The organism is Crocosphaera watsonii WH 8501 (assembly GCF_000167195.1).
GTDB lineage: Bacteria > Cyanobacteriota > Cyanobacteriia > Cyanobacteriales > Microcystaceae > Crocosphaera > Crocosphaera watsonii.
Map to the genome: position 1 here is coordinate 132,189 of NZ_AADV02000005.1, position 22,243 is coordinate 154,431.

Here is a 22,243-nt window from a genome sequence, read left to right on the forward strand (position 1 = left end):
TAATCTGTTTTTAACATTTAGTAGCTTTATGAGAAATCTTAAAATATTGTGAAAATAATTATCAAACCCAGAAAAAACGTTTACAAAGGAGGGTGAATCTAAATTAATACAAAGAGGCTTTTGTTAAGTTTTTATGGTACAGATAATCCAAAATTCCCTCTTAACGCCCTATTTGGCTCTACACATTCCCGATGGCTTTTTAAGCCCTTCTGTTAGCTTATTTTGTTGGGTGATTACCATTGTTTTAATCACTGTTTCCCTCAAAAAAGTACAAAGAGACTACCAAGAAAAAACAGTCCCTTTGATGGGGGTTTGTGCAGCCTTTATTTTTGCCGCACAAATGATCAACTTCCCTATTCCTGGGGGGACATCGGGCCATTTAGTGGGGGGAACCCTAGCCGGTATTATCCTTGGACCTTGGGCTGGTACCTTAGTGGTAACTGTGGTGTTTATTGTCCAGGCGGTTTTGTTCCAAGATGGCGGTTTAACCGTTTTAGGAGCAAATATCTTGAATATGGGACTAATAGGAACTTTTTGCGGTTATTATCTCTATAGAGCAATTCGTTTCTCGTTAAACCCTCGCTCCTTGAAAAGTATGACCATCGCCACTGTGGTTGCTTCTTGGTGTAGTGTGGTCATTGCTGCGATCGCAACTGCCTTTCAATTAGCTTTATCAGGCACTGTTCCCCTAATTGCATCCTTGATCGCTATGATCGGTTGGCACGTGCTTATCGGCGTGGGAGAAGCCCTTATTACCATGATCGCTGTGGGATATATCTGGAAATCTCGTCCGGATCTCATCTACGATAGTCCTTCCTCTGTCAGGTTGGATACCAGACAGAAAGTTCATGGCTAAAATTACTAACTCAAAACAAGAGAAGAATCCTGAAAATGACGAATAAACCCTCTGATACGCAGAATAATCGTTCTTTTATCCTAGTCGGAATGGGTGTTGCTCTGGCTGTAGGCGTTTTAATATCTCCCTTTGCCAGTTCCAACCCCGACGGCTTAGATAGAGTCTCCCAAGACTTAGAATTTGAAGATAAAGCCATAGAAGATGCACCGGCACAAAACTTGCCCTTCCACGCAGTTTTTGAAGAATATGGCTTACGAGGAGTTCCCGGTCCTTTATCAACCCCTCTCGCTGGTTTAGCCGGAACTGTTATAACCTTTGGTATCGCTTGGGGAACCGGAAAATTATTAGTCACCCCCCCAGTAGATGGAGAATCATAAAAGGTAAAGGTAGAATTTGGAAGGAAACTATTTTCAAATTCTACCTTTCAAATTCAATATGTTACTACACATTAATTCTTTTCTCGGTCAGCAGAGACAACAACCGCCCACACTTTGGCATTCTTTGAATGTTCAAGCACGGGTTTTATGCGCTTTTATTAGTGTTTTTGCCATTGCTTTAACCCCCAATGGACAATGGAAAAGTTGGGGAATTTATGGGATTGGAGTATTATTTGTCATCTTAATTAGTCGTGTTTCTTGGCTTAGTTTATTCTCAAGGGTAATTATTGAATTTGCCTTTGTTGGAGTGGTATTATTGGGGACTTTATTTCGTCCAGAAGGAGAGGTTATTTGGTCTTGGGGTATTCTGCAAATCACCACTACTGGAGTTATGGTTTTAGGCAGTGTTACCACCAAAGCAATTTTATCATTATTGATGTTAAATACACTAATAATGACCACAGAAATTACTGAATTATTTAAAGCATTCTTGGCTCTAAAAATGCCGCCTTTATTAGTAGTCATTATGGCTTCTATGTATCGTTATATAGGTGTCATAAATAGAGAATTTACAACCATGAAAAGGGCAGCCATTTCTCGCAATTTAATGAGTAATGGAAAAATGATCCGTCATGTCATGGGAAATGCTATTGGTTCTTTATTTATCCGTAGTTATGAACGGGGAGAATTGATCTATAATGCTATGTTGTCGAGAGGTTATCAAGGAGTTCATGGAAATCCCGAAAAATTAGCTTATAAAAATAAGGATATTTTTGCTCTAATTATTACAATTTTCATCGTTTTTTTAGGGCAGATTATTTATTTTTAGGTTAATGTAAGAGTTAATGAAGACAGAGACAAAATGGCGTTTTATTCCTCCCATGGAAGCATCGGGAAAATTACAAATGTCCATCGATCGCTGGTTATTTGAAAAACACGAACAAGGAATAAGCCAACCGATTTTAAGATTTTATACCTGGTCAAAACCCACTATTTCTTTAGGTTATTTACAAAAAAAATATCCTTCCCATTGGGATAATTTAATCTGGAAAAAGGAACCTTTAGACCTAGTAATTCGTCCCACAGGAGGCAGAGCCGTTTTACATCAAGGAGATTTAACTTATATGATAGTTATGCCCTTAGATCATCGGAAAACTTTGGCTATTTATCAAGATATTTGTACCTTTTTAATCCAAGGTTGGCAAACATTAGGTATTGCTTTGGAATATGGCACAGCAAAACGGGGATATATTAATAATTCTAGTTGTTTTAATACCGCAACCGTAGCAGACTTAATTACAGCAGATGGTAGTAAACTAATTGGTAGCGCACAACGAAGGGGAAAAGGTTCAATTTTGCAGCATGGTTCTTTAGTTTTGTCAACAGACAAACAGTTATTTGAAACAGTTTTTAATCAAGTTGCTCCTTGGAATTTAAGCTTAAAAGAAAGATTATCTAAAAATCATTCTCAAGAAAACATTATAGAAGTTTTAACCGAAGCAGCCAAACAACATTTTAAGATAGAATTGATAACAGAACCTTTATCAGAGGAAGAATGGCAAGAGATTCAGAAATAATATCTAATCAATCTGAGTTTAACTTATCCCATCTTAACGAAAAAGGAGAAGCAGAAATGGTAGATGTTTCTTCTAAAAATGTGACCCGTCGTCAAGCGATCGCACAGGGGAAAATAACAATGAAGTTAGCAACTTTTGAGGCCATAGAAACAGGAAACACCCCCAAAGGTGACGTTTTAGGAACTGCAAAATTAGCAGGGATTATGGCAGCAAAACAAACAGCTAACTTGATCCCCTTATGCCATCCTTTGCCCCTACATAAAATAGAGGTAAACATCAGAGGAGATGAAAATTTACCAGGATATATAATAGAAGCAACTGTGATCACAAAAGCAGAAACAGGAGTAGAAATGGAGGCATTAACCGCCGTTTCCGTAGCTGCTTTAACCCTTTATGATATGGCCAAAGCCTTAGGAAAATCCATGAAAATTGAGAATATCTGTTTAATTAGTAAAACAGGAGGAAAATCAGGAGATTATCAGAAGATAACTGATAATTAATTAATTCCCTTGAAACCTTCTGTCCTAATTATCCATTGTCCATTATCAAAAGAGGATCTAATTGATTTTGTCCATCGAGGGAATATAAATCATCACATCCTCCAATATGTTGATTATTGACGAAAATTTGAGGAACTGACCGTTTTCCAGAGGATCGTTGTGCCATTTTTTCCCTAGCAGTCTCATCCCCATCGATTTTATATTCAGTGAAGTTGACCCCTTTCCACCATAAAAGTAATTTAGCACGTATACAAAACGGACAAGTTTGCCAAGTGTAGATTTCCACATCCGCCTTGATTTTTTGGGGATCGCGGCCTAATAAAGAATTAAAAAGATTCAACATAGTAACCTTTTATGTTTTACATTATTATTATATAAAGAATCAATGGGTTTGAGATGAGTATAGCAGATCAGGGTTTTTTCTCCTTGTTGTCAGACTGTATTCATTATCCGATCCCAGAAAATGATTAGCGAATTAACAAAAGAAATGTTATAAAGGTCATAATAGAGATGGTACAAAAAAATTCGCATTATTTAAAAATTGAGTGGGGAAAAATTGTGGAATGTTGTGGTTTGTCGTCATTGATGGGTGAGGGTTCAGAGTTAGAGAAAAATCCGTCTTGCACCGTTTCTCTTGCAATTCGGAACGCTAATTTAAAAGATATCAAAGCTTTGACAGATGTACTTACCCTGAGCTTTCATCCCTCTGGGGGGTGGTTATCTTTCCTACAACCTATTTTAAGACTAGGAGTCTCCGAAGACTTGCGCTTGCGTCTTCGGGGAGCGGTTCCCTATTATTGTTGTCTAGTCGCAGTGGAAACTACCAAAACACCTTCAGAAACTAAAGAAAAGGTGATTGGAACCGTTGAAATAACCCTCAAAAGTGGATTCAATTGTCATTACCTCTACATCAGTAATTTGGCAGTCCTGGAGACTCATCGAAGAAAAGGAGTTGCTAAAAAGTTACTAAAAGAATGTGAAAGAATTGCCTCCCAATGGGGATATAATAGCCTTAATCTTCATGTTTTAGAAAATAACTATGCTGCCAAGAAATTGTATTTGAGTAATGGCTATCAAATCTGTGAAAATGAAATTCTTTGGACCAATTGGTTTTGGGTTCGTTCTGAAAAATTATTCTTGAAAAAGAAAATATAGAAAACTATGTCTAATACCGTTTTTCACCGGCAAGTTACCCCAGAGGAAAAACAACAAATAGATGAGATTCTTCAACATCTACACCAACAAAAACTATTGGTGATCAACCCCCGTCGTAAAAATGGTTTAATCCTCTATAAACCCTATCATGCTGAGTTTGCAGGCCCGGGAGCAGCTATTGGCTCTAATTTTGATCAAGATGTCATTGATGTGCTTCCTGTTGGTAAATTATCCCTAACCGAACCGAGAACCAGTCAAGAAAGAATCAACAGTTATTTAATTCGGCGACAATGGGTTAAACTAGCTAAACAAATTAGCGATAATACCGTTGCGCAACAAAGGGACCAGGTGATTTTAAATCAGTTTGAACATTGGTTTGACCTAGAAACTGCTAGTGTTTTACCCGATGAAACCTTTGCTCTATTAGTGGGGGTATTACCTCAAACTATGAGGAAAGTTCGTACCCAAAACGAACTCTTGTCCCAGTAGTCTTTAAAAAAAAATTAAGATTCTCTCCCTAAATTCCTGATTATCATAGGGTTATGTAACAACAAGGATTACTATTTATGGAACTCCTACCCTCAGAAATTCTGGCAGCCAATAAGTTTGAGCAATCTGTTCTTAGTCTAGCCCTGATTAATATTTGTAACCAAGATAGTCATGTGGGTCAAACGATGAAAGAACGTTACAATACCTGGAAGTCGGAAACGGATGATCCTATTAATAATCCTTGGTTAGACTTACATCAGTTCACCATTTATGTACCTCACCCCCAGCAAACCTACGAAGACATTACCCTAGAAGAAGGTCTGAGTTTGGGTTATAACATCGAGGTGGAACCCATAATTGATCAAGATAGCATTCCCTACAATATTCCCGAAGGGGGTCATTTTGTGGCTGTTTTGAAACAAAATCAGGTCGAGGGGAAATTTAAAATTGCTGCTACTGGAATGTTTATTCAACCTTTAGCTGCTTTGAGTTTAGATATTGTTACCGATCCCGAAGAAGGTAAATATGAATCAATGGTGATTAAACACCCTATTATTCGAGATTATCCCCAGAATTTTGTTCAACAAATCGATCAATATCTTAATCGAGAAATTCATTTTAAACAACTTCCTAATCTTGTTGGATATGTTGATCAAACCCAAAACCCAGATTATCGTCAACCTTCTTGGCATGAAATTTATTTAGAAGGGCAAGGTTTGAAATTATTTTAACCTTTTTTGACAAAAAAAAGGTGCAGAAATGCCCCTCTTTTTGATGATATAATAATATTGTTAAAGAGATTACTCGTCACCTCAGAATGACACTTAAAGAGACAACAAATGTCCTATGAAAGTCTATCTAAAAGATGAGATTTTATATATTGAGCAAGAAGATTTACCAAGTTATAAAAAAGGCGGCTCAATCGTAAGAAATAGTTATTTTTGGGCGTTAAAATCTATTAGTTGTTATTCTAGAAAAGGAAAAGATTGGGAATTTGATCAAGTGGTTTGGTTGGCACTATGCCGAATGTTATTATCCTTCGCTCAATCTGGATATCTAGGGGACTCAGAAACTATGCTGGAGTTTGACACAGATACCCCTATTCCTAATGAGTTGCGATCTGTTTCTACTTGGCTTTGATAGCAGTTATCAGTTATCAGTTATCAGTTATCAGTGGAATTTTATTATTTCTGAGTTGAATTATCCCTCTGAGGAATCTCTTTATGGTGAGATAAAACTGTCATTGCGAGGAAAGAATAAATGTTGTTATTATATAGCAATTTACTACAAGTAGGGGTTAACGGCCGTCAAGGTGATTTCCAGAATAAAACATACCTGCTTTTCCAGTTATCCCCCCCCTTTTTAAGGGGGGTTAGGGGGGATCATCAGGGATCTTCTTGATCAGAAATCACCTAACCCCTACACATCCCCTATAATATTTTTGATTTTAAAATTTACATCTAATAATACTCAATTCTCTTGCCATACCCCACTTTTGTAGAGACGTTTCATGAAACGTCTCTACAGTGTTATGGGGTAATACATAGGGGGGTTTTGAGAAACGTATTTAGTATAAATTATAAATATGCTACTTATTAGAATACCAAGGGCCAATAATTGATTCTCCTTCATTTTCTTTTTCTGCCAAGGCTAAATTTAAAGTTAATAGTTGCTCTAAAATATCATCATAAGGGTTAAATTGATATGCTTCCATGACAACATTATCTAGTTGTTGATGCAGTTGATAAAGTTGGCTACTGGGTTCATTAAAAAAAAGCATTATAAAGTTTAGTTATTCCCCATTGTTTCTTTTCCATTTGTTGAGTTCTATATTCATGGAGTTGTGTCATTATTTTGCGGATACTATCAACAGTTTCAGAAGTAGGGTTTTGGGGAAAAGGAAAGGTTTCAAAACATTTTGTATGTACATAACGAGTTCTATCTTCTAAGGTTTATTTTTTGGCTTGTATCCACAGTCTATGAACCTTTGATGTCAAAATACCTAAGATATAAAAATCATCAGAAATAACGACTGTTGTAGAGTCAGCAGGAAGGTTGTATTTTTTGACTGGCAAAAATATAAACCATTTAGAATGTCTCGGAACAGAAAAATAAAAAGATAAATCTTTTATTGCTTCTCTCATTGCTGGTCTTTTTTCGCCAAACTTCCACCAATTTAATCGAGTCGTTTTTCTTCTATTTTTATCTCTTTCTGGTTTAACAGTTAACTTAAGATGTTCAAAAGGTAAACTATAATCACTTGCATCTTCTAAAGACATATCATTAAAATCAATGATCCATCGACTTGCTTTTCCATGAGGTTTACTGGTTAAATCATCGGCAGAACAAGAAAGCTTTAAAACCTCTTTATTTTTAGCATCAATCTTGATCCATTTTTCAGCTTGTGAGGAATCAATATAAAATCCTTTCCCTACAGGAATAACTCCTTGAAAACTTTTATTTTTATTAGCTTTTAATGTCTTAGCAATGGAAAGATCTATATGAGTTTGTAGAGAAGAATTAATTTGACTGACTTGGTTATCATCTAAATAGTATTGCTCAGGTTGTTGTTTACACCAATTAACAATACTAACATGAACATTTGCTTCTCCCGACCAAGGTTTACTAGAAATAGCATCATGAATATGACCCCCATTTTGAGTAATATCATCTAGTGCAGCAACCCGACTTTTTCCCTGACTAATAGAGTTTGTTGCTACTAAACCAGCACGTTCTTTTTGCTCTATATTTTCATGTGCTACACGAAACCAATAGGCACAAAAATCTACCGAATTTTTAACCTTTGAATACTTGTTAAAAACCTTATCAACATAATCATCTCTTAAATTTATTCTCAGATGTTTACCTCCCAAAAAAGGAGGATTACCGATAATTGCATCTGCTTTAACCCAGTCATTAAATAAAGCATCTTGACAAAGAATATTATCATCCAAACTATCCAAAGGTAAATAATTTTCTGTTAACTCAAACTTATCAATCGCAACTTTTCTAGCGATCATTAATGTCACCCTCGCCAACTCCACCGCAAAGGGATTAATATCCATGCCATAAAACTGTTTAAGGGTGACAAAACCCATGATCATCTGTTCATTTTTAGACTTACGACGCTGATAAATTTTGTTTAATAATAACTGTTCAATGCGCTTTAACTCTTGATAAGCAACATACAAAAAATTTCCTGAACCACAAGCAGGATCTAATACCTTATATTGTTGTAACTCTAACTGTAATTGATTCAATTCACCGATATTTTTAGCTGCCTCTATTTTATCCTCCCAATAACGACTAATAGTCGGTCGAATAATCTTCATAATATCCGCTTCCGAAGTGTAATAAATACCATAAGCATGACGTTCATCTTCATTGACTGTCCCTTCAAAAAGGTTTCCAAAAATAGCAGGTCTAATCTTATTCCAATTTTGAAGAGATGCTGTTTCTAACAATTCCAATTCTTGTCTTTTTAACTCTATAGCTTGTATCTGAGAAAATAAACCACCATTAAAATAATCTACCCCTTGATATTGTCCAGCAGGAGTTTTTCCCTGTTGATTCATCTCCCGAAATAACCCTCCCAAAACATCATAAGAACTCGCTCCCTTTAAACAATCTTTCACACAACGTAAAAATAAATCTCTCGGTAATAAACCCCGATCTTGTGCAAACATTGCTAACACACATTGCAAGATAAAACGTTGTGCTTGTAACTCACTAAAATTATCTTTTCTCCTCCTTTTCTGTAGCATTTTAAACAATTCACCCATACGTCTCGCTGCTTTTTCGGTTACCTCAACCTGATTATTTTTAAACACAGGAGTACGGTTACCCAACTCCATAAAATTAAAAGCACTAGCACGATTTTTTAACTCCGAAACTGCTACTTTATCAACCGGTTCATCTATCTGTAAATTAAAGTCAAAAATCCAAAACTCATCAAAGTTACATAGAATAACATAACGAGGGCGATCCGGTACTAATCTTGTCCAATAATCAAAGGCTTGAGAATAATGTTTATCTAAAGATTCTCCTCGCTTTTTCATCTCAATTAAAACCCGAGGTTTCCAGACTAAATCAGCAAAACCAGTCCCACCTTTTTTACTCCCTTTCTTAATCGGTTCCTCATAACTTCCACCTGCTTCTAATACCCCCTCATAACCAAAGGCTTGAAAGAATCTATCTAAGAAAATTTGCGCCTCTTTTCGCTCTTTTCCTTTGATATGTTTTCGACAAAACTCAATAAATTGTTCTAAACTTTTTAAGGTAGCACTTGACATTTGTAAAAAAGTGTGTAATTATAAGTGATTGGTAAGGTATTTTAGAGAAGGTGTATATCCTAAGATTCAGGAACTTACAAAACTTTACCTAAAAACTCCATTAGAGACAGACGAGACAAAAAAGTCTTATCTGTCGTAGTTTCGCAGAGCCAACCTTGAACTTGATGAGGCGATCGCCACAAGTCCAAATGGTCAACCGCAGGATTAGCATAGAAACTAAGCTTTCCTGTACCTAAGATAGCAGAACTGTAATGGGTAAATTCATCGTGACTGATGCGATAAACGGGAAAATCACCCAATAAAGGAACCCCCCAACCATCAAAGGCAATTAACCCCTTAATCTTACCCCCTTGTCGTTGCCATTGCATTGCCGCAGTAACCGCAGCAACCACCCCTGCACTAAAGGCAATGAATATTAAGTTTTGTGATTTAACATTGAATTTTCCCTGCAAATAATGTATGAGATGAAAGCCAGAATAGGGAGGATATTGATCGGTGGGAAAGATTAATAAGTTATCGAGATAAGGATAATAATGACTAATATTATTGACAAAAGAATGGGTTAAACTTTGCTCATGAAAACCAGGACAAATTAGATATAAAATAGATGTGTTTTTGCTCATAAAATATTGAATATATAACTACTTATTATAATTATGAGGTTATGTATATTCCTCCTAACTCGGAATGACAATTATTCATTGTTAAATGTTCACTGGTAACTGGTAACTGGTAACTGTTAATTAGGGTTTGCTGAAAAAGTTTCTCCAAAATTTATGCCACTTTTGACCAAGAATTTTCTGACAAATCAATAAGTTTTAGTACATAAAAATTGTTTAAAGTATAATCAAAATTAATGAAAGGCGGTTTGATGAGTTCCCCTGTTCTATTATTAGTAAATAAGGACAAAAAAAGCGACAAAAACTGCCTCAGAAGTTTAGAAAGATTGACAACTAAAAATGTAATAGCAATAGATGTAATGGAGGTTTCAGGGAGTTTTGTCATCACGAGATTTAGGCTAAATCTTCGTTTAGCTTGTCCAAACTTTCCCTCAATAGCATTACGGAAGCATTCATCGGAGTGGGCTTGTTTCTTCTCTTCTTCACTGACATTTTTCGGAGGTCTTCCTAACTTCGGACCACTGATTCTTATCCCTCTTTCCTTACACCAATTTCTGTTTTCCCTAGTTCGATAAATTTTATCTACATGGACGGATTCGGGATAATAGCCAAACGTTTCTTTATACTTTTCTACTTGTTCTTTTAAATGACAAGATTCATTGAAGTTTTCCCAACTTATTTTGTCTAGAAACACATAGTTATCTACACAGCTTACTGAGAGTTTAGCTCCAAACTCTATTGGTTTTCCTGCTTTTCCCCTCACTATTGGACGAATATGCGGTTGAGTTAAACTTACAATTCTTTGAGGAACACTCTGGGTCTTATTCTCCCACATTGACTGTTGTTGTTCATAAACTTTTTTGATAGTCTCTAGACAATTTTTCTGTCTTTTACTCAGATTTTCCAGAGAAAGCCCCAGCTTGAATTAAGTCTTCTATATTTCCTAAATTTTTCTTAAGGTATTTAACTGTTTCCCGATAGCTTTTCTTCTTTCTTGATAAGATACTTTTCGTTTTTAGCTATTTTAAGTATTCCTTTTTAGCAATTTTTCTAGAAGTTCTCGGCTTTTTTCTCAATTTTACTCTTAATGGTTTATAAAGATTATCTATTATTCTTTCTGTCTCAATTCTGGCTTGATTTAATATGCCTAAATCCGTTGGGTATTTGATGTCTGCTGGCGCACAAGTCGCATCTAAAATTAGTTTACCTTTATTTTTTATTTTTTCTCCTTTTTCTTGGAGACAATCCTTTTTTTTTACTTCTTTATCACTCTTGTCTATTTCTCTTTTTACTATTTTTTTATTGAGTTTTGTTTATCAATTCTCTATCAATTCTTTTCCTAAAATGAACTAGCATTGAAGATTCCAGTGGTGGCTCTTGTTGATAACAATTTAAACCTATAAAGTATTGTAGATAGGGATTTTCTCTAATCTGTTCTATAGTTTCTCTATCACTTGTTCCTAATTTTTCCTTAATAATTAATGTCCCTAATGCCATTCTAAATAGTTTGGCTGGCGCACCTTTTTCTGCTGAAAAAAGTTTAGCATATTCTTCCTCAAAATCATCCCAAGGTATCAACTCTGCCATGATTACCCAACGATTATTGGGGGACAATTTGCCCTCGAAAGGTAATTCAAATTTTTCTGGGGGCGGTAAAGGTTGCTCCTCTTTTCGATACATTTGTTCTTGAGCAACAACTGGGAGGTGTTTCTACCAATTATAGCGGTTTGTAGCCGACAAAGCTGATCTTTTTTGCGATCGCGAATATGGGTGTAACCTTTTAAAGAATAGGGTTTTGCTTTTATTCAGCAAACCCTAATTTAACAATTGATTCTCCTATAGAAACAACCGTCCCTTCATCAATCAACTGTTGCGCAATAGTTCCAGAGTAGGGTGACTTGAGGTTACTTTTAGTTATATCTAAATTTATCTGTTCAATCTTAGCGTCCATCTGCTTAATAACCGCTTTTTGTTTATCTATCTGTTCTATTCTCGTTCCTGCTAACAATGCATCCAGAAGACTTTGTGCCTCAGCTAACTGTGCAGCTAAGACATTACTATTGAAAGACACCTCATCGAGTTGTTCGAGGGAAATGGCACCTTCTTGATAAAGATATTCTCGTCTTTCTCGTTTTGCTACTTCTAAACTTAATCTTTCTTGTAACTGCTGCACCTTAGCTCTGGCTGCATCAATTCTCTCTTTTCTTTCCCCTGCCGTTAATTCAGCCAAAACTGCTAATTGTTGAGATTGTTGCGCCTCTAGGTCCAATTTTTGGGTTTCTAGGTCAGAAGTATCCAGTTTCGCAATAATTTGTCCCTTTGTAACCCGATCTCCTTCCTCTATATATACTTGAACCACTTTCCCCCCTCTTTCAAACCCCAAGGAACTTTCTCTCATAGTTGCTGTTTCCCCTATATAGGTTCTTTGAGTTGAATAGCGAGAAATGGGGGTAATTTTCAGTGTTTTTACTCTTAGAACATTAGGAGAAGTTGCATAGGGCGTTTTAACTTGAGTTTCTTCTTGGGGACGATACTGACTTCCCACCATAAACCCAACTAAAATTAACCCCCCACCCATGATTGTTGTGAGAAGAACATTCCTAAAATTCATTTTTTTAGCAGTAATAAAGAACAAATTAGCGGAAAAATCGGATTCATGCCATACTTTACTCATGATATTGAACCTATATGTTAGGTTTCATACTATAGTGACTAGGCTGATATTCAACTTGTTGAGTATGTCAAGGAGAATTTTTTGTAAACCTTGTTATTGAAGGAATAAAGGGAATAATCTCATTAAATTTATTATAAAACCTAAAAAAAAAGCAATGGCGTTAACTCACACGATTTTAGTTACTTTAGCAACCGAATCTCATACAGGGTATGAAATTTGGAAGACATTTGAAGAGACATTGAATAGTTTTTGGAAAGCGAGTCAACAACAAATTTATAGAGAATTAGGAAAAATGGAAAAAAAAGATTGCTTAATTCAGAAATTATTCTTCAAAAAGGTCGTCCTAATAAAAAACTTTATTCAATTACAGAAGAAGGAAAAATGGAGTTACAAGAGTGGATGAATCAGAAGTCTGAACCAGCAGTTATGCGAGAAGATTTATTAGTTAAAGTTTGTGTAGGAGGTTTAGTTAATCCAGATATTATTATTCAAGAATTAACCCATCGTCGTCAAGTTCATAAAGAAAATTTAACCCGTTATCAACAAAAAGAAAAAGATTATTAAAAAAAAATTGATAGTTTAACTCCATCAGATTATTGTCTTTATTTAACCCTTAAACGAGGTATTGGTTTTGAAAATCAATGGATTGAATGGTGTGATGAAGCTTTAGAATATTTTAATGGTTCAAAACCATAGTAAATTACTAGCAACATGAGCTAATTTAGAGATATCTTCGATGTTTTCTAAATAAGGTATCATGCCCAAAATAGGAATTTTGGTGAGAGATTCAAGGAGAGAAATAGGAGTAAAATCAACAATTTCTTGCTCAGATATGGGTTGAGAACAACTTAAAATAATCCCTTTTAAATTAACATTATGTTGACGGGCCAAAGCCACATTAGCAACGGTTTGAGCGATGGCCCCCAACTTAACAGGAACCACCAAAACCGTCTCTAAACCCCAGTTTCCTGCAAGCTCAGCCACGGTTAACTCCCAAGTTACGGGGGACCCTAACCCTCCTAGTCCCTCGGCTAAAACAAGCTTTTTACGCTGCTGTAAGTCCTTTAACCCTTGCTCTACCAGATCCAAAGGAATAGGGCGGTTTTCCCTCTGTGCAGCCACGGGAGGGGCCACAGGAGTATCATAGTGTAGAGGGTTGACTATCTCTAGATCTGGGAATAATCTTTGATAGTGTTCGCGATCGCCGATCCCAGTTTGTATCAATTTAATCAACCCCAACGACTCTGTAGGGTGATGGGTTTGCCAATAAGCAGCTATTGCGGAGGTAACAACAGTTTTACCCACTTCCGTATCGGTACCAACGATAAATAAGGTGGTCATTTTAGCAATTAATAATTAACAATTAACAATTAACAATTAATCTGTTTTTAAGGCTGCGATCGCTTCTTTTATTTGTCCCTGGTAGGGTTTTTCTTGTTCACAAACTTCAAAGGTTTTTTGACAAGCTGAAGGATATTGTAGGAGTTGCAGACAAAGATCGGCGATCGCATCTCGACTAACCTGGCCTTTTAAATTATCTCCTTGCTTAAAAAATAGGGCTTTATCCCCAGGTTTCTCAGTTAAAGCGCAAGGACGAATAATCGTATAATTTAACCCACTCTGACGTAATACGTCTTCTCCTTTTAATTTCCAGGTGAGAATACCCCCTAGTTGCTCGTTCATTTTTACGGCCGGGGGTTGATCTTCTAAATTTATATCAGATCTACCGGGACGGGTAACACCAGCAGAACTAATTAAAATAAATTGTGGGGTGTTAACTTTCCTTCCGTAAGCTTTAATATTGTTAACGTCTAAGCGAAATAAACCAGGAGAAAATTTCGGGTTTAAACTACCATCGTACTCGAATTTTGTTTGCATCAACTGCATGGAATAGATACAACTGGGATCAAACTTGCCCATTTCTGGTACGGTTTTGGCACGGAATACTGGTATTAACTCAGCAAAAGGAATGCGTACCGTTGTCGAGATGTTAGAAAAGGTATCAAAGGAGTAACTATAACCCACACCATCCCATTTATTTTCGCAACGAATAATAAATTTATAGCGTTTGCCATCCCCTTCCACTCTTAATTCTATGCCTTCATACTCAGACAGATCCACCGGAGGGGTTAAATTTTTGGTTCTCACTGAGGCAAACCCCCCATTATTAGCGATGGAGACGTTTCCAGAAAACACTGCTTTATTTTGTTCTAAACGCATATTACTTTCACTAACCCCTCCCATTACCACATCATCCACTGCACCCCAAGTGTCTTTTGTTGCTTCTGTGGGGTGGCTAAAATCAAATAATAATTTAGTGTCGGATCTCACATATTTCTTCATCACCTCGGTTAAATTTTTCATCCCTAAATATTCCACTGTTTCGGGAGTATCCACAACTTGCGGCATATAAAACTTAGTTCCCTGGTAATATTTATCTCGGTTGGGGGTATCTCCTTCCACCGGTTGCACACGGGTTCCCACACAAGAGATAACCGCAGAAACATTTTCTAGTAGTTTGGGGGTTAAGGTTTCGGGACGGGTAACATCTCCTTGAATCAGTTCAACTTTCTCATCAAAAAGGGGTTTCGCTGCTTCTATATCCCGTACTAAAGCACGAACATAATAATTTTGTTCTAATAAACGACGAACCACACGCTTACCCACGCCTCCTGTGGCTCCGGTAACTAAGATCATACTCATAGTGTCATTATTTAGGTTAACTGAAGGGCGATCGCTTGGCTGAAATAGTTTTTGCAGATCACTAACAAACGGAATCAACTCAAAATAGTTTAAGGTGTTTAGAAAACGTCCTAAGTCCCATGATTTACGTTCTTTCTCACTCATAATCTGCTTTTAATCTTAGATAATTAATTATTTCTTAATTATTAATTAATCATAGCAACAACAGCAACCAGGTTGCTAGTCCCTTAGAGTTTTCCACGCCTTCCTTGAGATTCCCTAGAGTCGCACTGAATTATCAATTTCAGTTACCTTGCTCCCTTGGTTCTACTTGAGGAAATTTAAGCCTCTAGCTTGGTTGCTGTTATTGAGAGTTAACGAGACAGACATGAACTTATACAGTAACTGCTCACCGCAACAAAAAAGTCTTATTGAAAAGCACTACAAACAACATCAGTTGAGTCGACAAAAATATAAGCCCTGTGATTTAGCGTAAAATTTAAGCTAATTTATTACGGCTATTTTAATGACTAACATTCCCAGAATCAAGTCTTTTTAAAACCTCAAATAAAAACAACAATATGAGAAAAAAAAGAATAGTAAAATAGTTTTTTGTTAGCGGAGATTATCCGCTAACCCTGTGTGTTTTTGTGCAGAGAGATAGGGGGATCAAGAAAAATCTATCCCCCATCGGCTCCGGAGCCTTTTACATCTCTAATCCTGGGGGACTCCGACCAGCTAATGAAAATAATTCGCATAATTGGACAATGGCATTTTGCCCCTGTAATCTCATGGTCTCTAAAAAACTGAACATTTGGGTGACTAACTCTGCACCCCAGTCGCTTCTTGCTCCCCCACTTACTTTGCGGTGAATGACAATGGGACGTAAAGCTCTCTCAGCATCATTATTATCTGGTTTGACTTCAGGATAAGTTAGAAAGGTGAACCACTCTTCCCAATGACGTTTGAGACGGTTAATCAATCTTTGTGCATCATAAGGCCATCCTTTTTTGGGAGTTGCTTTAAAAATCTTTTGCAGTGAGTTCTTGACTTCTGTTCTTTTGGAGCCTAAGTCTTCAAGGGTTAAATTTCGACCATGATAATGACGATAATGGATACGGGCGGTTGCTAAAACTTGCTGTACATCGGCAGCAAATTCTCGATTCGCTTGAAAACGACTGGTTTTAAGGGACTCTAACTCTCGTTCTAAATGTGCCAGACATTTCTGTTTGGCCATCGCACTTTGTCTAAAGTAGGCACTATAGCAGTCACTGGTGAGGATGCCCTTAAAATCTGCTCCTAACAATTTCTCGACTTCTGCGGAGCTTCTAGTGGGAGCCAACATCAACACACAGACCTCATTTGATGTGGCTACCCAAACCCAATACTTGATGCCATCGATGCAATAACTGGTTTCGTCAACACATCGGATTCCTGGCTGCTGGATGTACTTTAACCACTGTTGGGTCAAGGGTTCTAAACTTTCTTGAAACCATTTGTGCATTTTGGCAAGGCTCCCTTGAGAAATGGGAATGCCAAAGACATACTCTATAAAATGTTCCTGTTTACGCCATGTAAGATTACCCCCATAGCCAAGCCAGCCCACGATGCTACTTAATCGCGCCCCATAACTGAATCCTTCTTTAACTCCCAATGGAACAGGACTGTAATCTGACCATCCACAACTAGGACATTTATAGAATCCGCGACGATATTCCCTGATTTCTATGGGTTGGTCTACTACTTCAGCCACTTGCTGGACTTTTTCGGGAACTACTTCATCTCGTTCCACTGAACCCCCACAAACAGGACAGTTTTCTAGTTCTAAAGGGACTATCTTATCGGGCTGACCAAAACCATTACGGGTCTTCCCTAGGTGGTCATATTTTGGTCCGCGTTTAAATCCTTTTTTGCGTTTCTTTTTGTCAGAAGGCTTTTTTAGTGGGTCTGATGATGGGGGGACTGAACTGTTTTTTGAGTTACGGTTTTTTAGCTTATCTCTCTCTTCTTTCAATTTTTCAATTTCTTGCTGTTGTGTAGAGATTTGTTGTTGTTGCTGGTCAATCAGTCTTTGTTGAAGAGATAACTGTTGTTGTGCCTTGACTAGCCACTCAATCATGAAGACATTGTTCGCCAACTGTTCATCGGCGATAGCTCTAACTAGCTTTGAATCAATGGTAGCATTTGTGGTCATAACCCCCACTATACATAAAAATCCCCGATTTTACCTTTATGTTGTCAAGACAGATTCTTTATTGCGGTGAGCAATTACAAAATGACTACCTCTACGATTGGTTAGAAAATGGCTATGAATGGAAAGACGATGTGTTAACAGTACCTATGACAAAGGACTAATTGCCGAGAGCCGTGTGAGGTGAAAGTCTCATGCACGGTTCGGAATGGGAGTCGTGGTAGGTGACTACCACTTCGACCCCTAATCAAGATTGCTGCTCCCAAAAACCTACTTAATATTATCTAAGGGGTTGGTTGCTGTTAACCCCTACAAGATAACTACTTAACTATTTGAACCGGCATAACTAAATAAGTCATTTGCAAACCTCCCAAGGGATTCAAAATAACCGGTTGATTGCCTTCGTTTAGCTGTATTTTAATGTCTTTGGTGGCTAAAGCCTTCAAACCATCCATTAAATACTTAACATTAAAAGCAATTTCTCCACTATTTCCTGTTACCTCTGCCGGCATCGACTCTTTAGCACTCCCTAAGTCTTGGGTATCCACGGATAAAGAAACCTGCCCATCCTCATTACTAAAAGTACACTTAACCAAATTATTTTTCTGATCCGCTAAAACCGCTACCCTTTCTAAACTACTCAATAAGCGTTTTCTTTCTAAACAAATGCTGCGACTAAACTGTTGAGGAATGAGCATTTGATAATTAGGATAAGCCCCATCCAACTTACGCACCGTTAACCGTTGATAACCCAATTGAAAGACAACTTGAGCCTCATCCACCTGCAAGGCGATGGTATCAGATTCGCTGCGACTACCGAGCATCCGTTCTAACTCCCGTAACGCCCGTGCCGGAATCGTTACCGCAAACCCTTCTAAATTAGGCATTTCAGGGCTTTCCCCCTGCTCATTCCCCTCATCATCGGTTTCTGGGGACAAAGTTGTTTCTACCACAGATAAACGATGGCCATCAGTGGCCGCAAACTCTAGACTATCAGGAGTCCCCGTTAAATGTACCCCCGTTAAGATTTGTTTGGTTTCGTCGCTACTAGCAGCAAATAAAGCCCCTTTTAAACCTTCCGTTAACATGACAATGGGTAATTGCACCAACTCCCCCTCTTCCACCGTTGGGAGTGGGGGAAACTCCTCTGCATTCATGGCCCTTACTTGAAACTGCCCCGACGCTGATTTTAAAACCACAATTTGACTATCATCATCATCATCTTCTTCTTCTTCAGCCATGAGGGTGATTTCTCCTTCCGGGAGTCGTGATACAATTTCATTGAGAAGTTTAGCCCGGAGGGTAATTTTTCCATCTTCGCTAACATCGGCACTAAAACTGGTTTCCAGACCTAAACTAAGGTCGAATGCAGTTAAGCTGACTCGGTTTTTTTGACTATCAGCTACTACTAACACATTGGCTAAGATAGGATGAGTGGGACGAGAGGCAACAGCCCGACTGACTAAAGATAAATTGCTATTGAGATCACTTTGACTGCAAAGGAATTTCATAGAGAGTTGAAAGGGTGATTAACGTAGATCAATTGTATTTTAAAACAGATTCTCACTTGCTTAAATAATTCTTTTGTTTGCTCCGAAACTTGTGGAAAACCTGTGGAAAAGATTAGATGGTTTTCCATAGTTTTCTTAGTTTAATGTCCAAAATTCCTAATTTTGCCGTATAAATTCTTAGATAAAGCAATTAAATTAAATTTAGATAGAAGATAATCCCTAGAAAAATCCTAAAAATTAGCAAAAATATTAATTTATTAAAAATATTACTAAATTTTGTAACTTTAAGTAATTTTAATTTTTTCCACAGATTAATAAAAAACCTTAAATAGTAACATCAGTCACGGCAATTTTTGCCATTTTCCCGAAAAATGAGTACACTGGTCTAGTTTTACCCTCCAAACCTCCCACAGTATGAGCGAAATTTTTACCAAAAAAGTTTGGTTTTCTAACGTAAAAAATGATTTATTATCAGGGACACTCGTTGCTTTAGCCCTCATTCCTGAAGCCATCTCTTTCTCCATTATTGCTGGAGTTGACCCCAAAGTGGGCTTATATGCCTCTTTTTGCATTGCAGTTATCACCGCCTTTATGGGGGGTCGCCCTGCCATGATTTCGGCGGCTACAGGAGGGATGGCCCTATTGATGACCACTTTAGTCAGAGATCACCCTGCCAACGGTTTACAGTATCTTTTCGCCGCTACTATTCTTACAGGTATTCTACAACTTCTCTGGAGTTGGATCAAACTCGCAAACCAGATGCGGTTTGTGCCTCGTTCCGTAATGATCGGATTTGTCAATGCTTTGGCTATCCTAATTTTCCAGGCACAACTCCCTCAGTTTCAAGGGGCTTCTTACCTAGTTTATGTCATGGTTGCTGCGGGCTTAGGTATTATTTATGGCCTACCACGACTAACTACCATCGTTCCTTCCCCTTTAGTGGCTATTATCATCATTACTGCTGTCTCTTGGATAGGAAAATGGGACATCCCTACTGTGGGAGATCAAGGAGAGTTACCCAGCAGTTTACCGATTTTTGCTATTCCCCAAGTTCCTTTTAATTTTGAAACCTTACAAATCATCCTCCCTTATGCTTTAGCTCTCTCTTTGGTAGGGTTACTCCAATCCTGTTTAACGGCTAATGTTATTGATGATTTAACTGATAGCTCTAGCAATAAAAACCAAGAGGCCTTAGCTCACGGAACGGCCAATATTGTCACGGGATTTTTGGGCGGGATGGCTGGATCTGCCATGATTGGTCAATCGGTCATTAATGTTCGCTCCGGGGGAAGGGCCCGCCTTTCTACCCTCAGTGCCGGTATTTTTCTGTTTATTTTTATTATTATCTTTGGAAAATGGGTAGCAGAAATTCCTATGGCTGCCTTAGTGGCAGTGATGATTATGGTTTCTATTAGCACCTTTAACTGGGGTTCTATTATAAATATTGGCAAATTCCCTAAGAATGAAACCGCCGTCATGATCACTACTGTATTTATTACAGTTTTAACCCGTAATTTAGCCATTGGGGTATTAATTGGGGTGGCTATGAGTGCTATTTTCTTTAGTCGGAAAATTGCTAATCTCATTCATGTGGATTCTTACTTAAAAGAAGAAAGTAATGAGCGCATTTATAGTGTCAATGGGCAAGTGTTTTTTGTCTCTGTCGATAGTTTCTTAAGTGCCTTTGATTTCCGTGAGAAATTGAACAAAGTTATTGTAGACCTAACCTATGCTCATTTATGGGACCATTCCGCAGTGGATGCAGTGGATAAAGTGGTATTACGTTATCGTAAAAGAGGGGTGAAGGTGGAATTAATTGGACTCAATGAAGCAAGTGCCACCCTTTTAGAACGATTAGCAATTCACGATCAGCCCGATCCTTTGGAGAATATAGGCAATGATTAGATTTTTTGTAGAGGCAAAATAGCCTCTACAATTGATCTCACGCACTGTATTGCCATTCTTGGGTTTTTTCTCTGACTTTCTCTAACTGATAGGCTAATAGTTCTCGGGTTTCCCGGTAACTTTCCAATTCAGTTAAATGGGGTTGTCCTCGTAATAATTGGCCTTGTTGTTCTAATTTTTCCAGTCTTTGGGTTGTTTGGGCAATAATTTTATTGGCTAAAGTTAGTTTTTCTGATAACTGCTGTTCATCTCCAGAAATCACCATAGGCATATCTAGAAGGTTAATCACCTTCTTAATGTCTGTTAAACACAGGGAAAGTTGTTCTTGATAATCCCTGAAAATCCCTTGTACTGTTTTACTGTGGTCAGTTGATAAATTCTTCATGAAATTTAATCCTAAGTATACGACTCCTACAAAATAATTGGACTTGATACTAACACTGCTTTTTTATTAAAAGAGACTATTTTTAGATAGTTTTAAGAATTTCGAGCATTCAATAATGGACAATGGACAATGGATAATGGATAATTACCTCTCCCTAAAAGGCTTTCTTCTCTTACTTGACTCACGGAAAGAACTTAACCATTCTCGAAAGGGTAATAAACTAGCTTCCCATAAGTTATTGTATACTTCTCCTGTTGTCAGTCCAGTGGGGGGAAACTCGTCACGACGGGGATGATAATAGGTTTTAAAGACAATATCCCATAAGGGGAAAAAGGCTGCAAAATTCTTATCCAAATGTTCTGGTTGAAAGGAATGATGTAGACGATGGTATTGTGGGCCTGTAATCACTCGGGATAAATACCCTAAGTTTAACCGTAAATTCAAATGAATAAACTGTAACCAGATAATTGCTATGAAGGTAATAATACCCAATGATAAGCCGTTAAACTTAAATAATAACCCCATTGGCAACTCCAAACAGAATAGTAAAAAGGGATCTTCTAACCAATGGACTCGTCTTGTACTGGTGACATTAAGAGACACCTCACTATGATGAAACTTATGTTGCTCCCATAACCAAGTTGTATGTTGCCAACGGTGAAACCAATAGTAAAAAAAGTCTGTGACTAAAAAGTACAATAATGCTATTAGTCCATAGGTTAGAGGATTATGGGGAACGGGTAAATTAATTAGAGGCAATTCTAGCCAATTTTGGATTAAATCAATTAATAAGCCAATTCCTGTGGCCTGGAGGGCAAAACTCACTAATATATAGAAAACATACCATCCTAAATTAAACCAAACATGACTTAATGGTTGATGTTTTTCAACTGGCCTTATACGTTCAATCAACATGAAGAAACCGTACATCAGAAAACCAGTTAAGATATATTTGGCAAAGTTAAGAAAATCAGAAAACAATTCCATTGTTAAAATTATTTAGATACTATATTTTTCATAAAAGTCCAC

The 22,243-nt window shown here is 37.4% G+C and carries 21 protein-coding genes and 3 pseudogenes; 13 read left to right on the forward strand and 11 right to left on the reverse strand.

What is annotated here, in order from left to right; translation table 11 throughout:
• Positions 1-133 precede the first annotated feature (133 nt).
• From cbiM to moaC, 5 genes are read left to right on the forward strand one after another with little or no spacing between them, the layout of a single operon-like run.
• Positions 134-856 (forward strand): cobalt transporter CbiM, encoded by a 723-nt coding sequence (gene cbiM / locus CWATDRAFT_RS10360; protein ID WP_007304921.1) that lies wholly within the window; start codon positions 134-136, stop codon positions 854-856.
• A 35-nt stretch (positions 857-891) separates the two neighbouring features.
• On the forward strand, positions 892-1,233 hold the full coding sequence (locus CWATDRAFT_RS10365) for a PDGLE domain-containing protein (RefSeq protein WP_007304922.1): 342 nt from the start codon (positions 892-894) through the stop codon (positions 1,231-1,233).
• A 58-nt stretch (positions 1,234-1,291) separates the two neighbouring features.
• Positions 1,292-2,062, forward strand: coding sequence for a cobalt ECF transporter T component CbiQ (gene cbiQ, locus CWATDRAFT_RS10370; protein WP_007304923.1), 771 nt, complete (start codon positions 1,292-1,294; stop codon positions 2,060-2,062).
• 16 nt (positions 2,063-2,078) lie between these two features.
• The gene (locus CWATDRAFT_RS10375) at positions 2,079-2,810 is read left to right on the forward strand and encodes a lipoate--protein ligase family protein (RefSeq protein WP_007304924.1); all 732 of its coding nucleotides are present in this window, start codon (positions 2,079-2,081) and stop codon (positions 2,808-2,810) included.
• Positions 2,789-3,310: a cyclic pyranopterin monophosphate synthase MoaC gene (gene moaC, locus CWATDRAFT_RS10380; protein WP_007304925.1), complete on the forward strand. Its 522-nt coding sequence runs from the start codon at positions 2,789-2,791 to the stop codon at positions 3,308-3,310. The genes CWATDRAFT_RS10375 and moaC overlap by 22 nt, the downstream gene beginning before the upstream one ends.
• A 28-nt stretch (positions 3,311-3,338) precedes the next feature.
• On the opposite strand, the gene grxC is transcribed toward moaC, so the two are convergent.
• On the reverse strand, positions 3,339-3,653 hold the full coding sequence (grxC, locus tag CWATDRAFT_RS10385; protein WP_007304980.1) for a glutaredoxin 3: 315 nt from the start codon (positions 3,651-3,653) through the stop codon (positions 3,339-3,341).
• 419 nt (positions 3,654-4,072) lie between these two features.
• Between grxC and CWATDRAFT_RS39660 the strand changes: the two genes are divergently transcribed.
• From CWATDRAFT_RS39660 to CWATDRAFT_RS10405, 4 genes are all read left to right on the forward strand, one after another.
• Complete coding sequence (locus CWATDRAFT_RS39660; protein WP_232287066.1) at positions 4,073-4,465, forward strand: GNAT family N-acetyltransferase; 393 nt, start codon at positions 4,073-4,075, stop codon at positions 4,463-4,465.
• A gap of 6 nt (positions 4,466-4,471) precedes the next feature.
• Positions 4,472-4,954 (forward strand): hypothetical protein, encoded by a 483-nt coding sequence (locus CWATDRAFT_RS10395; RefSeq protein WP_007304927.1) that lies wholly within the window; start codon positions 4,472-4,474, stop codon positions 4,952-4,954.
• A 77-nt stretch (positions 4,955-5,031) separates the two neighbouring features.
• Entirely contained in the window at positions 5,032-5,685 is a 654-nt protein-coding gene (locus tag CWATDRAFT_RS10400; RefSeq protein WP_007304928.1) for a hypothetical protein, read from the forward strand.
• Positions 5,686-5,800: 115 nt separating this feature from the next.
• A complete protein-coding gene (locus tag CWATDRAFT_RS10405; protein WP_007304929.1) occupies positions 5,801-6,094 on the forward strand; it encodes a hypothetical protein in 294 nt (97 codons plus the stop codon).
• A 448-nt stretch (positions 6,095-6,542) separates the two neighbouring features.
• Here the strand turns inward: CWATDRAFT_RS10405 and CWATDRAFT_RS10415 are convergent.
• From CWATDRAFT_RS10415 to CWATDRAFT_RS10435, 4 genes and pseudogenes are all read right to left on the reverse strand, one after another.
• Positions 6,543-9,246: pseudogene (locus CWATDRAFT_RS10415) on the reverse strand (DNA methyltransferase).
• 74 nt (positions 9,247-9,320) lie between these two features.
• A complete protein-coding gene (locus tag CWATDRAFT_RS10420; protein WP_007304978.1) occupies positions 9,321-9,869 on the reverse strand; it encodes a hypothetical protein in 549 nt (182 codons plus the stop codon).
• A 151-nt stretch (positions 9,870-10,020) separates the two neighbouring features.
• Positions 10,021-11,546: pseudogene (locus tag CWATDRAFT_RS33335) on the reverse strand (IS5-like element ISCwa2 family transposase).
• Between the two features lie 121 nt (positions 11,547-11,667).
• Positions 11,668-12,540, reverse strand: a complete 873-nt coding sequence (locus CWATDRAFT_RS10435) for an HlyD family secretion protein (protein ID WP_007304976.1) — start codon at positions 12,538-12,540, stop codon at positions 11,668-11,670.
• Positions 12,541-12,694: 154 nt separating this feature from the next.
• Between CWATDRAFT_RS10435 and CWATDRAFT_RS41730 the strand changes: the two genes are divergently transcribed.
• Together CWATDRAFT_RS41730 and CWATDRAFT_RS39665 are read left to right on the forward strand one after the other, a co-directional pair.
• Entirely contained in the window at positions 12,695-12,943 is a 249-nt protein-coding gene (locus tag CWATDRAFT_RS41730) for a PadR family transcriptional regulator (RefSeq protein WP_053074869.1), read from the forward strand.
• Positions 12,940-13,236 (forward strand): annotated as a pseudogene (locus CWATDRAFT_RS39665) (hypothetical protein). The gene CWATDRAFT_RS41730 and the pseudogene CWATDRAFT_RS39665 overlap by 4 nt, the downstream one beginning before the upstream one ends.
• Here CWATDRAFT_RS39665 and bioD read toward each other — a convergent pair.
• The 3 genes from bioD to CWATDRAFT_RS10455 all read right to left on the reverse strand — a co-directional run bounded on the left by bioD (position 13,225) and on the right by CWATDRAFT_RS10455 (position 17,425).
• Positions 13,225-13,881: a dethiobiotin synthase gene (bioD, locus tag CWATDRAFT_RS10445; RefSeq protein ID WP_007304975.1), complete on the reverse strand. Its 657-nt coding sequence runs from the start codon at positions 13,879-13,881 to the stop codon at positions 13,225-13,227. The pseudogene CWATDRAFT_RS39665 and the gene bioD sit on opposite strands and share 12 nt — an antisense overlap.
• A gap of 36 nt (positions 13,882-13,917) precedes the next feature.
• Positions 13,918-15,387 (reverse strand): CIA30 family protein, encoded by a 1,470-nt coding sequence (locus CWATDRAFT_RS10450; RefSeq protein WP_007304974.1) that lies wholly within the window; start codon positions 15,385-15,387, stop codon positions 13,918-13,920.
• A 541-nt stretch (positions 15,388-15,928) separates the two neighbouring features.
• The gene (locus CWATDRAFT_RS10455) at positions 15,929-17,425 is read right to left on the reverse strand and encodes an IS66-like element ISCwa4 family transposase (protein ID WP_007304973.1); all 1,497 of its coding nucleotides are present in this window, start codon (positions 17,423-17,425) and stop codon (positions 15,929-15,931) included.
• 29 nt (positions 17,426-17,454) lie between these two features.
• Here CWATDRAFT_RS10455 and CWATDRAFT_RS40995 point away from each other — a divergent pair, with 29 nt between their 5' ends.
• Positions 17,455-17,577 carry a hypothetical protein gene (locus tag CWATDRAFT_RS40995; RefSeq protein WP_268742256.1) on the forward strand — a complete coding sequence of 41 codons (123 nt, stop codon included), beginning with the start codon at positions 17,455-17,457 and terminating at the stop codon, positions 17,575-17,577.
• 156 nt (positions 17,578-17,733) lie between these two features.
• On the opposite strand, the gene dnaN is transcribed toward CWATDRAFT_RS40995, so the two are convergent.
• On the reverse strand, positions 17,734-18,924 hold the full coding sequence (gene dnaN, locus CWATDRAFT_RS10460; protein WP_007304972.1) for a DNA polymerase III subunit beta: 1,191 nt from the start codon (positions 18,922-18,924) through the stop codon (positions 17,734-17,736).
• A 414-nt stretch (positions 18,925-19,338) separates the two neighbouring features.
• On the opposite strand from dnaN, the gene CWATDRAFT_RS10465 reads away from it, so the two are divergent.
• Positions 19,339-20,829, forward strand: a complete 1,491-nt coding sequence (locus CWATDRAFT_RS10465) for a SulP family inorganic anion transporter (RefSeq protein ID WP_007304931.1) — start codon at positions 19,339-19,341, stop codon at positions 20,827-20,829.
• 37 nt (positions 20,830-20,866) lie between these two features.
• Here CWATDRAFT_RS10465 and CWATDRAFT_RS10470 read toward each other — a convergent pair whose 3' ends face one another.
• Together CWATDRAFT_RS10470 and CWATDRAFT_RS10475 are read right to left on the reverse strand one after the other, a co-directional pair.
• Complete coding sequence (locus tag CWATDRAFT_RS10470) at positions 20,867-21,214, reverse strand: hypothetical protein (protein ID WP_007304971.1); 348 nt, start codon at positions 21,212-21,214, stop codon at positions 20,867-20,869.
• A gap of 144 nt (positions 21,215-21,358) precedes the next feature.
• Positions 21,359-22,201, reverse strand: coding sequence for a sterol desaturase family protein (locus tag CWATDRAFT_RS10475; protein ID WP_007304970.1), 843 nt, complete (start codon positions 22,199-22,201; stop codon positions 21,359-21,361).
• Positions 22,202-22,243 lie beyond the last annotated feature (42 nt).

What these genes read in the sequence shown, in the direction of transcription:
- cbiM (WP_007304921.1), top strand. Translation starts at nt 134, where the DNA reads ATGGTACAGATAATCCAAAATTCCCTCTTAACGCCCTATTTGGCTCTA.
- CWATDRAFT_RS10365 (WP_007304922.1), top strand. Translation starts at nt 892, where the DNA reads ATGACGAATAAACCCTCTGATACGCAGAATAATCGTTCTTTTATCCTA.
- cbiQ (WP_007304923.1), top strand. Translation starts at nt 1,292, where the DNA reads ATGTTACTACACATTAATTCTTTTCTCGGTCAGCAGAGACAACAACCG.
- CWATDRAFT_RS10375 (WP_007304924.1), top strand. Translation starts at nt 2,079, where the DNA reads ATGAAGACAGAGACAAAATGGCGTTTTATTCCTCCCATGGAAGCATCG.
- moaC (WP_007304925.1), top strand. Translation starts at nt 2,789, where the DNA reads ATGGCAAGAGATTCAGAAATAATATCTAATCAATCTGAGTTTAACTTA.
- grxC (WP_007304980.1), bottom strand. Translation starts at nt 3,653, where the DNA reads ATGTTGAATCTTTTTAATTCTTTATTAGGCCGCGATCCCCAAAAAATC.
- CWATDRAFT_RS10395 (WP_007304927.1), top strand. Translation starts at nt 4,472, where the DNA reads ATGTCTAATACCGTTTTTCACCGGCAAGTTACCCCAGAGGAAAAACAA.
- CWATDRAFT_RS10400 (WP_007304928.1), top strand. Translation starts at nt 5,032, where the DNA reads ATGGAACTCCTACCCTCAGAAATTCTGGCAGCCAATAAGTTTGAGCAA.
- CWATDRAFT_RS10405 (WP_007304929.1), top strand. Translation starts at nt 5,801, where the DNA reads ATGAAAGTCTATCTAAAAGATGAGATTTTATATATTGAGCAAGAAGAT.
- CWATDRAFT_RS10420 (WP_007304978.1), bottom strand. Translation starts at nt 9,869, where the DNA reads ATGAGCAAAAACACATCTATTTTATATCTAATTTGTCCTGGTTTTCAT.
- CWATDRAFT_RS10435 (WP_007304976.1), bottom strand. Translation starts at nt 12,540, where the DNA reads ATGAGTAAAGTATGGCATGAATCCGATTTTTCCGCTAATTTGTTCTTT.
- CWATDRAFT_RS41730 (WP_053074869.1), top strand. Translation starts at nt 12,695, where the DNA reads ATGGCGTTAACTCACACGATTTTAGTTACTTTAGCAACCGAATCTCAT.
- bioD (WP_007304975.1), bottom strand. Translation starts at nt 13,881, where the DNA reads ATGACCACCTTATTTATCGTTGGTACCGATACGGAAGTGGGTAAAACT.
- CWATDRAFT_RS10450 (WP_007304974.1), bottom strand. Translation starts at nt 15,387, where the DNA reads ATGAGTGAGAAAGAACGTAAATCATGGGACTTAGGACGTTTTCTAAAC.
- CWATDRAFT_RS40995 (WP_268742256.1), top strand. Translation starts at nt 17,455, where the DNA reads ATGTTGTCAAGACAGATTCTTTATTGCGGTGAGCAATTACAAAATGAC.
- dnaN (WP_007304972.1), bottom strand. Translation starts at nt 18,924, where the DNA reads ATGAAATTCCTTTGCAGTCAAAGTGATCTCAATAGCAATTTATCTTTA.
- CWATDRAFT_RS10465 (WP_007304931.1), top strand. Translation starts at nt 19,339, where the DNA reads ATGAGCGAAATTTTTACCAAAAAAGTTTGGTTTTCTAACGTAAAAAAT.
- CWATDRAFT_RS10470 (WP_007304971.1), bottom strand. Translation starts at nt 21,214, where the DNA reads ATGAAGAATTTATCAACTGACCACAGTAAAACAGTACAAGGGATTTTC.
- CWATDRAFT_RS10475 (WP_007304970.1), bottom strand. Translation starts at nt 22,201, where the DNA reads ATGGAATTGTTTTCTGATTTTCTTAACTTTGCCAAATATATCTTAACT.